Source organism: Rhodococcus sp. P4_F3_2, assembly GCF_056401335.1.
This window is the reverse complement of sequence record NZ_JBFUJN010000026.1, coordinates 129,999-140,515: the sequence shown is the minus strand read 5'-3', so window position 1 is coordinate 140,515 and position 10,517 is coordinate 129,999. Positions and strand designations below refer to the sequence as shown.

Here is a 10,517-nt window from a genome sequence, read left to right as displayed (position 1 = left end):
GCCGACTACCAAAAAGGCGCACAGGGCGAAGCCCCAACTGAAACAAGGAGATCCACATGAATGCTGTTTGGGAAAAGTTCTGCGCAGATCTGCTCGATGTCGGAAAGGTCCTGGAGGACGAGATCGTCCCTCAGGATCCGCTGACTCAAGCCGAGGGCATCCGCTACCTGAGTCGGTTGCTTCGGTACGGCACGATCAACTGTGTCGAGTACACCGATCCACGGTGGCCGCAGTTCTCGTCGGCTCCGAACCCGAACATGATGACGAAGATCGGTGCCGACAACCCGGACAACGTCTACATGCGCGCCAACATTTCCGGTAAGTACAACTACCGGATCATCGGCACCCGAGGCACCGTCCCGCTGATCACCTTCGGCTCGCGCGTCAATCGGTACCACATCGACGGCACCATGCTGCAGACCGGAGATCTGCATATCCACGACCTCGAGGTCGACGAGAACGGCCGTTTCGAGTTCATCGCGAGCGTCGACAAGCCCGCTGAGGGCGCTTGGCTGCCTTTGGCGCCCGGCAGCAACCTCATCTCCGTTCGGCAAACTCACCAGGATCGGCGCAACGAGGTCATCGGTGATCTGACCATCGAATGCCTGAACCCGGACGGCGAGTTCGTCCCGCTGAGTCCGGAAGAGATCGGCGAACGCCTCACCAAGTCCGTCGGGATCGTGAAGGGGATGGCGGAGACCTTCCTGGAGTGGTCGCGCAAATTCCAGCCGCACACCAACGAGATCTTCGACTGGGGACAGGACTACTTCCAGGACGCCGGCGGCGATCCGACGATCTTCTACTTCCACGGTTACTGGAAGCTCGCCGAGGACGAGGCGTGGGTCATCGAGACCGAGGTTCCGAACTGCGAGTACTTCAACTTCGTGCTGCAGAACTTCTGGGTCGAGTCCCTCGACTACAACCGCACGAACATCTACATCAACAATCACACCGCGAAGCTCAACGACGACGGCACCATGACAATCGTCGTGGCGGCGAAGGATCCGGGCTATGGCAACTGGATCGACACCGATTCGCATGCCGAGGGGACATGGGCGCTGCGCTGGATCAAGGCGGACTCGCACCCGATCCCGACGTCGAAGGTAGTCAAGATCTGACACGCTGACGGAGATTGGGAACGTATGTACACCAAGAAGATTAGGTTCGGCCCTCGCTTTGTCGCGCTCGGGCTCGCCGGTGCATTGATGTTGGCCGGCTGCGCGTCGAGCAGTGGGGACAACTCGGGATCGGCTTCACCGAGCAGTAGTGGCGCAGCTGGTTTTGTGGGCGCCCCAGATGTGGGGGAGCGGATCGACGGCGGTGTTCTCACCTTCGGGTCCTATTCGTTCCCTTCCTCGTTGGACCCCACGAGAACGCAAGCCGCCGGTTCGACCGGCGGAACCGAAATGGCCGCGATTTACGACACGTTGGTACGCAGCGACTCCACAAACGGGAGCTTCGTGCCACAACTCGCGAAGACACTGTCGAACAACAGCGACTTCACTTCGTACACCGTCACTTTGGCTGATGGCCTCACCTTCAGCGACGGAAGTCCGCTCGACGCGGAAGCAGTCAAGTGGAGTATCGATCGATTCGTGGCAGGCAAGGGTGATGTATCGCAGACCTGGCTCAACATCGTGGATCGGATCGAGACGCCCGACGCCACCACAGTCGAATTCGTGCTCGAGCGGCCCTGGCGTCAATTCCCGGCGCTGTTGTCGCTCGGCCCCGGAATGATCGTTGCGCGAAGTTCAGGGGGAAAGGCAGGTTCGGTTTCAGGAACCGGGGAGGGAGCGTTCACACCGATCGGGGCGGGTCCGTTCACCTTGGCCAAGTTCGCCCCGCACGAAGAACTGGTACTCGCCGCACGCACGGATTATCAGGGCGGTAAACCGCCACTGGACACAGTGCGGTTTGTTCCCACGTCGGGTGCGCAGTCTCAGTACGAATCGTTGAAGAGCGGCCAGATCGACATGACGTACATCCTCCGCGACGAGGCCGTGATCGAACAAGCTCTCGACGACGGATACTCGGGTTACCTCAGTCCGACCGGACAGAACGGGATCGGCACGATCAACAATCGCGAGGGCAAGCCCGGGGCCGATGTACGCGTCCGTCAGGCGATCGCCTACGGGGTGGATCCGGAGGCGGTCAATACTCGTGCGAACAACGGATTGGGCACCGCCAGTTCCGATCTGGTCCCGCAGACGTCACGTTGGTTCAACAACACAGCAGGTATTCCGTTCGATCAGGTGAAGGCAAAGGCGCTGCTCGATCAAGCGAAGTCCGACGGGTACGACGGGAAACTCCGCTACCTCACCACCCCGGAGCCCAGCCAACAGGCGACGGCACTGACGGTTCAGGCGTCGCTGAACGCGATCGGTTTCGACGTCACCATCGACTACGCGACCGATGTGACCGATCTGGTTCGACGGGTATACAAGGACCACGATTTCGACATGACCAGAGGTGGCGCTCCGGTCGGAGAAGAAGCGCCGTACCTCAACTTGTACAACAGTATGGCCAGTGATTCGAAGAACAACCCGTCCGGCTTCGCGGACCCGGAGATGGACGCACTGATCACGGCAGTGCAGACTGCGCCGACGGACGATGCTGTCCGTGAGTCGATCAGTAAAGTGCAGGAGTACGCCAACGCGACTGTGCCTTACGTGATCTGGGGTCCGGCATCGGTGTTGACCGCATGGGACGGCAATGTTCACGGCGTCGTACGCAACATCACCGACATCATGTTCTTGGGCGGCGCTTGGATCTCGCCTAACGGCGAAACGGTGGAACGATGAAGTGGTCCTTGGCGGGTGCGATGATCGACGCCCTGGAACTGTGCGAGTTGGCGCAGGTCGCCGAAGAGGTGGGGTTCGACGGAATCGCGATGCCGGATTCCGTGTTCTATCCCGAGCAGGTGTCGGCTCCGTATCCGTACACCGCTGACGGCAAGCGGATGTGGGCACCCGAGACGCCGATGCCCGATCCGTTCATTGCGATGACGGCAATGGCAGTCGTCACGTCGCGAATTCGGTTCTACACCAATGTGTTCAAACTTCCACTGCGCGATCCGCTGTTGACGGCCAAGCAGGTATCGACCATGGCCGTGATGTCGCGAAACCGCGTCGCTCTCGGCGTCGGTTTGTCCTGGATTCCCGAGGAATTCACCTTCACCGGGACCGAGATGCGCACCCGCGGTGCGCGTACCGACGAAGCCATCGAGATCATCAAGGCGGTGTGTGCGGGACGTGGACCGGAATGGGTCGAATACCACGGCAAGCACTACGATTTCGACGCTCTGATGATCAGTCCGGCTCCGGAGATTCCGGTTCCGATCTACATCGGTGGGCACAGCGAACCGGGGTTGCGTCGTGCAGCCAGGCTGGCTGACGGTTGGATGTCGGTGAACACGACCAAAGCCGAATTAGCCTGCGCTATCGATCGCCTCACGGAATTGCGGGTCGAGTACGGTCGTGCCGATGTTCCTTTCGGCGTCAACGTCTCGCCGACGGATGTTCGTGATCTGGACGGATATCGCGAACTCGAGACTCTCGGAGTCACGGAAATCAGAGTGTTGCCCTGGTATCGCTACGGAGTTGACGCCGGTGATCGTCAGGGGCGACTCGACTCCATTCGGCGGTTTGCCGAGGAGGTCATCACTCAGTACTGATCGATCAGCGTCTGCATCGCCCGGCCGTAGAGTTTTGCCAACTCGTCGCGATCTGCGGACTGGGGGATGCTCTCGTCGCTGAGGACGCTCAACAGGCCGGACACCTGGGCGGAGACCAGGAGTGCGCGGGTGTACGCGTCTTCACCGTCGAGGCGAGCGGCGAGATTGGTGGCAAACGTGCCTGTCATCTCGCGCAGTCGCTCCCGGATGCGTGGACTGTCCGACGCTCGCATGAGCGCTGTGTACACCGACAGCATCCGGGCGTCGGCCTTGCCCAGGACGAAGACTGCGATCCGCTCACCGAGGGTGTCGAGTGGGCCGTCGAACTGACCTTCGAAGTAGTCCGCAACCGGAGTGGTTTCCAGGAACAGCGCTTCCTTCGACCCGAAATGCCGGATGACCAGGGCCGGATCGATTCCGGCAACTTTGGCGATGGCGCGAACTGACGTGCCGCCGAACCCGTGCTCACCGAATAGTTGGAACGCTGCGGCGCGAATCGCCTCGGACGTCGAGGGCTGTTCCTGCTCTGGTGTGTGCTTCGTGGATGTCACGACATCGACCTCTGTGCTCGCTCGCCGACCTCGTTGTCAACGGCGTTGACTCTAACGTGTCAACAGTGTTGACTGTTGAGTCTGTCAACGGTGTTGACAGCTAGATGCGGTTAGTGAAGAGAGTGTGAAATATGACAGATACCGATGTCCGCGTTCCCAGTGAAGAGGTCGTCGATCCGCCGACCAACTGGAAGATGGTGGGCAGTGGACTCGCGTTTCCGCTGTTCTTCGTCATCATGTTCTGCCTGTGTTACGTCAGCGCGTTCCACTCGCCGATGCCGAACCAGGCACCGATCGTGGTGGTTGGTCCAGCATCTGTGACGGCGTCGTTGATCGAGGGAATCGAAGCCACGTCTGGCGACAAATTCGACCTCGTCGCCACAGAGAACTCGGCTGACGCGATCTCGCGCATCGACAACCGTGACGCTATCGGCGCCGTCGAGATCGGTGACACCGTGACCGCACATATCGCCACCGGTGCGGGCGCCTCGACGGTTTCCGTGGTGAGCAGCTTGGCGCATTCCGTCGCGGAGCAGACGGGGCAGCAGGTCACGGTGATCGACTCGGCGCCCGTCACGGCGCGCGACTCCTCGACCGTCGGGCTCTTCTACTTCCTGATCGTCTGCACCCTCGGTGGCTACCTGACCATCACGGTGCTCAGTCAGGTTGCGCCGAGAATGCGGCTGCGAGAGCAGTATTCGATCCTGGCCGGTGCGGCGATACTCACCCCGCTCATAGCCTTCGGAATCACCAGCATCTTCATGCACGCCTTCGGGGCGTCGGTCGGTCAGATCCTGCAACTGCTGGGGATCTCGATGCTCTACACGTTCACCGTCGGTGCGGTGAGCATCCTGCTCAATCGACTGCTCGGCCAAGCCGCGATCTTCGCGGTGCTGACGGTGCTCGTCTTCATCAACTTCCCGAGTTCGGGTGGTGCCATTCCGGTGTCGTTCCTGCCCGGATTCTGGCAGCACATCCATTCGTTCTGGCTCGGATCAGCGGCCATGGAGCCCATCCGCTCCGTCATCTACTTCGGTGGGAACGGAGTCGGACCGCACCTGCTCGTTCTGGGGATCTGGCTGGTCGCGGCACTCGGCCTGACCGGACTGCTTGCCTCTCGGCAGTCGAAGAAGGCAGCAGCGCACTGAGCGTGGTGGGGCCGGCGATTGCCGACCCCACCCGAACTGTTTACTTCAGCCGTACGGCGTCCGTGCCCGGCCCGTCCAACATCGCCGACCCCAGCAGGATGTCCGGGATGCCGAAGCCGTCGATCAGCGTCTCGACGTGCGGGCGCAGGGTGCGGCACCGCTCGTTGATCCCGCGCGTCACGGCCTTCGAACGCTCCACCGACAGATGCCGGTGCTCCATGAACCAGGCCTTGTCCTCCTCGATGACGGACAGTGCGTAGAGGTCGCACACCTCGCCGAAGAGTTCCTTCGCGGTCTCGTCCTCACACGAGTCGATGCCGGCGACGAATGCTTCCAGGATGACGCGCTCGATGTGCGCCTGAGCGGCTTTGAGCACGTGGTCCTGCACGAAGTTGAACGCGTCGAACGGGTTCTCCTCGCGTTTCTGCGCTGCCTGCAATCGCCTTGCCGCAGTGGCGAGTAGGTACTCCTCGCGGTCTTCGAACATCTTCATCTGGGTGCCGCGGTTGAAGAGGCTGCCGTCCTCTTCGTTGTCCTGGCGAGTGTCGACGATCGTCTGCAGGATCTGCTGCGCTGCCGTGCGCTTCTTGACCACGTCGGAGACCGTCGTAGCCGCGAAGCGCATCCAGTCGACCGGGCTCATGCCGCGGACTTCGTCGGCGTACGAGGTGAGGAGTTCTTTTGCGACCAACTGCGTCAGAACGTGGTTGTCACCCTCGAACGTGGTGAAGACGTCGGTGTCAGCCTTGAGCGCGGTGAGGCGGTTCTCGGCGAGATAGCCTGCGCCACCACAGGCTTCGCGTGCTTCCTGGATTGCCCGAGTGGCATGCCACGTGTTGGCGGCCTTGAGTCCGGCGGCACGACCCTCGAGTTCGCGCTGCTCCTGCGGGTCCGGGTCGTCGCTGCTCTGAATGTCGTGCATCGCGGCGACCAGTTCGTTCTGTGCGAACTGCAGAGCGTACGAGCGGGCGATCAACGGCAGCAGACGCTTCTGATGGACGAGGTAGTCCATGATCAGGACCTCGTCGTCACTCTTCGGAGCACTGAACTGCCTGCGCTGCAGGGCATATCGACCGGCAATGGCCAATCCCACGCGGGCGGCCGCTGCCGCCGAACCACCGACGGTGACACGTCCACGAACCAATGTGCCGACCATCGTGAAGAACCGACGGTTCGGGTTCTCGATCGCCGAAGTGTACGTGCCGTCCTCGGCGACGTCGGCGTAACGGTTGAGCAGGTTCTCACGCGGGATGCGGACCTGGTCGAAGACGATGCGGCCGTTGTCGACTCCGGGCAGTCCACCCTTGAGCCCGCAGTCGGACGTCGTCACTCCGGGGAGGTCGTTGCCGGCGTCGTCACGAATCGGCACGACAAAGCAGTGGACGCCCTGGCTTTCGCCTCCGGTGATCAGCTGTGCGAACACTGCCGCGACAGTGGCGTGCTGGGCAGCGCCGCCGATGTAGTCCTTGCGAGAGGACGGAGTGGGGGAGTTGACGACGAACTCGCCCGTCTCGACGTCGTAGGTCGCCGTGGTTTCGAGTTCCTGGACGTCGCTGCCGTGACCGGTCTCGGTCATCGCAAAGCAACCGAGCAGGTCCAGATCGATCAGCGGCTTGACGTACGCCTGGTGGTGACGCTCGGTGCCGAGGTTTTCGATGGCGCCGCCGAACAGTCCCCACTGCACGCCGGCCTTGACCATCAGTGAGAGGTCGGACATCGCGAGCATCTCGATGCTGGTGACGGCGCCACCCGCGTCGCCCGTTCCGCCGTGAGAGACCGCGAAACCGTTTGCGGCGTAGCCGAGATCGGCGAGGACCCGCATCTGTTCGAGAGCCTTGGAGCGCGCAATGGCGGTGTTGGGTGTGTAGTGCGGAGCAAAACGTTCGTCGTTCAATTCGCCGCGAACGCGCTCACGCACCTCCCGCCAGCGTCCGTCGAGTGTTGTCCTGAGGTGGTCCGCTGTGGTGGCCATGGAACCGACGATAGCGCGTAGCGCACCGCGGGCAACCCGGTTCGATCCCAACCTCACATTCAGCAGGAGCCCGCGGCACCCGCTTCGATTCCTTGGCGGAAGAGTTCCTTCTCGCTCTCGGACATAGCCTGGTACGAAGGGTCGTTCTCGACGATCTTCAGGAAGTCGGCGCCCGCTGTCTGTGTCGACGTGTCGCCGCTCTGAACACGCTGCTGAACGTAGACGGACACTGCCGAACACCCGCCGAGAAACGCCGGGTCGGTGCTCGTTGCCGCGGTGGTTCGAGCCGAGTCGGTGGCGCTCGGCGGCGACGAAACTGTCGCCTTGTCGTCGTTCGAAGCGTCCGAACCACACGATGTGAGAAGAATCGCAGCCGAGACCATCAGCGTCGTCAACAGTCGCTTCATGCTCGGAATCGTCTCACGCGGGGCCCGGTTCGACCGGAAAACTCGCCTCGAGCACCGAAGTCCTACACCCTGTCGTTGTCAGATTCGACAGAACTGGGACACTGGAAGCCGTGACTGTGTCTTCCGGTGATCCCGACGTGCATGCAACGAACTCCGCTCGGCTCTTCGAACGTGCCGGCAACGTGATTCCGGGTGGCGTCAACTCGCCCGTCCGCGCGTTCGGTTCGGTCGGTGGAACACCGCGATTCATTCGCGAAGCATCCGGCTACACCCTCACCGACGTCGACGGGAACAATTACGTCGACCTGGTGTCGTCCTGGGGTCCGATGATTCTCGGGCACGCTCACCCGGCAGTCGTCGAAGCCGTTCGCGAAGCAGCGCTCGGCGGTCTCTCCTTCGGTGCGCCGACCGAAGGCGAAGTTGCCCTCGCCGAGGAAATCGTCGCCCGCGTCGCGCCCGTGGAAAAGGTTCGCCTGGTCAACTCCGGAACCGAAGCCACGATGAGCGCAGTCCGCCTCGCCCGCGGATTCACCGGACGCACCAAGATCATCAAGTTCTCCGGTTGCTACCACGGCCACGTCGACGCCCTTCTCGCCGACGCCGGATCGGGCCTCGCGACGTTCGGGCTGCCGACCTCGCCCGGCGTGACCGGCGCTCAAGCCGAAGACACCATCGTCGTCCGCTACAACGATCTCGATGCAGTCGCCGCGGCGTTCGCCGCCAACCCCGGCGCCATCGCGTGCGTCATCACCGAAGCTGCAGCCGGAAACATGGGCGCCGTCGCACCGATTCCCGGTTTCAACGAGGGTCTGCGTCGCCTCACCCGTGAGCACGGCGCACTCCTGATCATGGACGAGGTGATGACGGGATTCCGCGTCAGCGCCTCGGGTTGGTACGGCATCGACAACGTCGCAGGCGACCTCTACACCTTCGGCAAGGTCATGAGCGGCGGCCTGCCTGCCGCAGCATTCGGCGGCCGCGCCGACATCATGGGTCACCTCGCGCCGGACGGTCCCGTCTACCAGGCCGGCACCCTCTCGGGTAACCCCGTGGCCGTCGCCGCCGGACTCGCGAGTCTGCGCGCCGCCGACGCCGAGGTGTACGCCAAGCTCGGCCGGAACGCGACCGCCCTCGGCGACCTCATGACCCAAGCCCTCACCGCCGAAGGCGTCGAACACCGTGTGCAGTACGCCGGAACCTTGGTGAGCGTGTTCTTCACCGAGAACACGGTGACCAACTACGACGAAGCCAAAGCCGCGCAGACCTGGCGATTCCCCGCCTTCTTCCACGCGTTGCTCTCCCGCGGCGTGTACCCGCCGCCGAGCGCGTTCGAAGCGTGGTTCGTCTCCGCTGCACTCGACGATCGAGCATTCTCGATCATCGCCGACGCCATGCCGCACGCCGCCAAGGCCGCAGCTGCTGCCGTCAAGCCCTGACACGTTCAAGCTCGAGCAACAACCGCACGCTTCCGACATCCATCTTCTTCAGCGAGGACCCTCGACTGTGACCGACGCCGATCACCCCGACCACACGTCCACCCGCACCATCGTCCACGTCCTTCGCCACGGCGAAGTTCACAACCCGCGCGGGATCCTCTACGGACGGCTCCCGGGCTTCCGGTTGTCGGTGGCGGGCGAAGCCCAGGCTCGTGCGGTCGCGTCGGTGCTCGCCGATCACGACATCACCCACGTGGTCGCGTCGCCGCTGCAGCGCGCACAAGAGACCGCAACGCCGATCGCCGAGGCACACAAGCTCGACATCGTCACCGACGAAAACCTCATCGAGGCAGGCAACGAGTTCGAGGGTCTCAAGGTTGCCGTCGGGGACGGTGCGCTCTCACGTCCGCGTCACTGGTGGAAATTGCGTGACCCGTTCACCCCGTCCTGGGGCGAGCCCTACCTGCAGATCGCTCATCGCATGCTCGCAGCCGTCAATGCCGCACGCGTCGCGGCAGTCGGACACGAAGCCGTCGTCGTCAGCCATCAGCTTCCGGTCTGGACACTGCGTCGATTCCTGCAGGGCGAGCGTCTCTGGCACGATCCCCGTCACCGTCAGTGTGGACTGGCCTCGTTGACCTCACTGGTCTACGAGGGCGACACCCTGGTCGACATCGTCTACTCCGAACCTGCCGGTGCCTCCGACCCGAGAGTGACAGGAGCATGATTTCGCGCCGCATCGCCGCAGCATTCGCAGCCGCTGCGTCGGCGATGCTTCTTCTCTCGTCCTGCGCGACCGGCGACGACGCCGTCGCACAGGGCGGAACTTTCGACTTCGTCTCACCGGGCGGGCAGACCAAGATCTTCTACGATCCACCGTCCGACCGAGGCACCATCGGCAAGCTCTCCGGGCCCGATCTGATGAACGAAGGTAAGAAGGTCGGCGTCGACGACTTCGAGGGCAAGGTCGTCGTCCTCAACGTCTGGGGTCAGTGGTGCGGGCCGTGCCGCGCCGAAGCCGACGACCTGGAACAGGTCTACGAGCAGACCAAGGATTCGGGCGTGCAGTTCCTCGGCATCAACGTCCGCGACGACACCAAGAACAAAGCGCAAGACTTCGTGGTCGACAACAAGGTCTCGTACCCGTCGATCTACGACCCGTCGATGCGTTCGCTGATCGCCCTCGGTGACGGCTACCCCACGTCGGTCATTCCGACGACGATCGTCCTGGACCGCCAGCATCGCGTTGCCGCGGTGTTCCTCCAAGAACTTCTCGCCGAGGATTTGCTGCCCGTCGTCCAGCGAGTAGCTCAGGAAGACGCGCAGTAAA

At 62.8% G+C, this 10,517-nt stretch carries 10 protein-coding genes; 7 read left to right on the top strand and 3 right to left on the bottom strand.

Annotation, left to right across the window (positions count from 1 at the left end):
- Positions 1-56 precede the first annotated feature (56 nt).
- The 3 genes from AC1DWA_RS24680 to AC1DWA_RS24670 are packed head-to-tail and all read left to right on the top strand — an operon-like array spanning position 57 to position 3,673.
- Positions 57-1,118, top strand: a complete 1,062-nt coding sequence (locus tag AC1DWA_RS24680; RefSeq protein WP_477917141.1) for a DUF1214 domain-containing protein — start codon at positions 57-59, stop codon at positions 1,116-1,118.
- 24 nt (positions 1,119-1,142) lie between these two features.
- Positions 1,143-2,801: an ABC transporter substrate-binding protein gene (locus AC1DWA_RS24675; protein ID WP_195791854.1), complete on the top strand. Its 1,659-nt coding sequence runs from the start codon at positions 1,143-1,145 to the stop codon at positions 2,799-2,801.
- Positions 2,798-3,673, top strand: coding sequence for a TIGR03619 family F420-dependent LLM class oxidoreductase (locus AC1DWA_RS24670; RefSeq protein WP_030535495.1), 876 nt, complete (start codon positions 2,798-2,800; stop codon positions 3,671-3,673). Before AC1DWA_RS24675 ends, AC1DWA_RS24670 begins: the two co-directional genes overlap by 4 nt.
- Here the strand turns inward: AC1DWA_RS24670 and AC1DWA_RS24665 are convergent.
- Positions 3,664-4,224 (bottom strand): TetR/AcrR family transcriptional regulator, encoded by a 561-nt coding sequence (locus tag AC1DWA_RS24665; RefSeq protein WP_020968944.1) that lies wholly within the window; start codon positions 4,222-4,224, stop codon positions 3,664-3,666. The genes AC1DWA_RS24670 and AC1DWA_RS24665 overlap by 10 nt on opposite strands.
- 131 nt (positions 4,225-4,355) lie before the next feature.
- Between AC1DWA_RS24665 and AC1DWA_RS24660 the strand changes: the two genes are divergently transcribed.
- On the top strand, positions 4,356-5,372 hold the full coding sequence (locus tag AC1DWA_RS24660; protein ID WP_046378213.1) for an ABC transporter permease: 1,017 nt from the start codon (positions 4,356-4,358) through the stop codon (positions 5,370-5,372).
- Positions 5,373-5,412: 40 nt separating this feature from the next.
- On the opposite strand, the gene AC1DWA_RS24655 is transcribed toward AC1DWA_RS24660, so the two are convergent.
- Both AC1DWA_RS24655 and AC1DWA_RS24650 read right to left on the bottom strand, forming a co-directional pair.
- Positions 5,413-7,344: an acyl-CoA dehydrogenase family protein gene (locus AC1DWA_RS24655; RefSeq protein WP_046379830.1), complete on the bottom strand. Its 1,932-nt coding sequence runs from the start codon at positions 7,342-7,344 to the stop codon at positions 5,413-5,415.
- A 59-nt stretch (positions 7,345-7,403) separates the two neighbouring features.
- Complete coding sequence (locus tag AC1DWA_RS24650; protein WP_007735283.1) at positions 7,404-7,751, bottom strand: hypothetical protein; 348 nt, start codon at positions 7,749-7,751, stop codon at positions 7,404-7,406.
- 110 nt (positions 7,752-7,861) lie between these two features.
- Between AC1DWA_RS24650 and hemL the strand changes: the two genes are divergently transcribed.
- The 3 genes from hemL to AC1DWA_RS24635 all read left to right on the top strand — a co-directional run bounded on the left by hemL (position 7,862) and on the right by AC1DWA_RS24635 (position 10,516).
- Positions 7,862-9,187 carry a glutamate-1-semialdehyde 2,1-aminomutase gene (gene hemL, locus AC1DWA_RS24645; RefSeq protein ID WP_283384609.1) on the top strand — a complete coding sequence of 442 codons (1,326 nt, stop codon included), beginning with the start codon at positions 7,862-7,864 and terminating at the stop codon, positions 9,185-9,187.
- Positions 9,188-9,254: 67 nt separating this feature from the next.
- The gene (locus AC1DWA_RS24640) at positions 9,255-9,914 is read left to right on the top strand and encodes a histidine phosphatase family protein (protein WP_003941868.1); all 660 of its coding nucleotides are present in this window, start codon (positions 9,255-9,257) and stop codon (positions 9,912-9,914) included.
- Positions 9,911-10,516, top strand: a complete 606-nt coding sequence (locus tag AC1DWA_RS24635; protein ID WP_021333937.1) for a TlpA disulfide reductase family protein — start codon at positions 9,911-9,913, stop codon at positions 10,514-10,516. The genes AC1DWA_RS24640 and AC1DWA_RS24635 overlap by 4 nt, the downstream gene beginning before the upstream one ends.
- Position 10,517: the final 1 nt, after the last annotated feature.

Excerpts from the sequence above, each read along its gene's own strand:
- AC1DWA_RS24670 (WP_030535495.1), top strand. The coding sequence starts at position 2,798 with ATGAAGTGGTCCTTGGCGGGTGCGATGATCGACGCCCTGGAACTGTGC.
- AC1DWA_RS24680 (WP_477917141.1), top strand. The coding sequence starts at position 57 with ATGAATGCTGTTTGGGAAAAGTTCTGCGCAGATCTGCTCGATGTCGGA.
- AC1DWA_RS24650 (WP_007735283.1), bottom strand. The coding sequence starts at position 7,751 with ATGAAGCGACTGTTGACGACGCTGATGGTCTCGGCTGCGATTCTTCTC.
- AC1DWA_RS24660 (WP_046378213.1), top strand. The coding sequence starts at position 4,356 with ATGACAGATACCGATGTCCGCGTTCCCAGTGAAGAGGTCGTCGATCCG.
- AC1DWA_RS24675 (WP_195791854.1), top strand. The coding sequence starts at position 1,143 with ATGTACACCAAGAAGATTAGGTTCGGCCCTCGCTTTGTCGCGCTCGGG.
- AC1DWA_RS24655 (WP_046379830.1), bottom strand. The coding sequence starts at position 7,344 with ATGGCCACCACAGCGGACCACCTCAGGACAACACTCGACGGACGCTGG.
- AC1DWA_RS24635 (WP_021333937.1), top strand. The coding sequence starts at position 9,911 with ATGATTTCGCGCCGCATCGCCGCAGCATTCGCAGCCGCTGCGTCGGCG.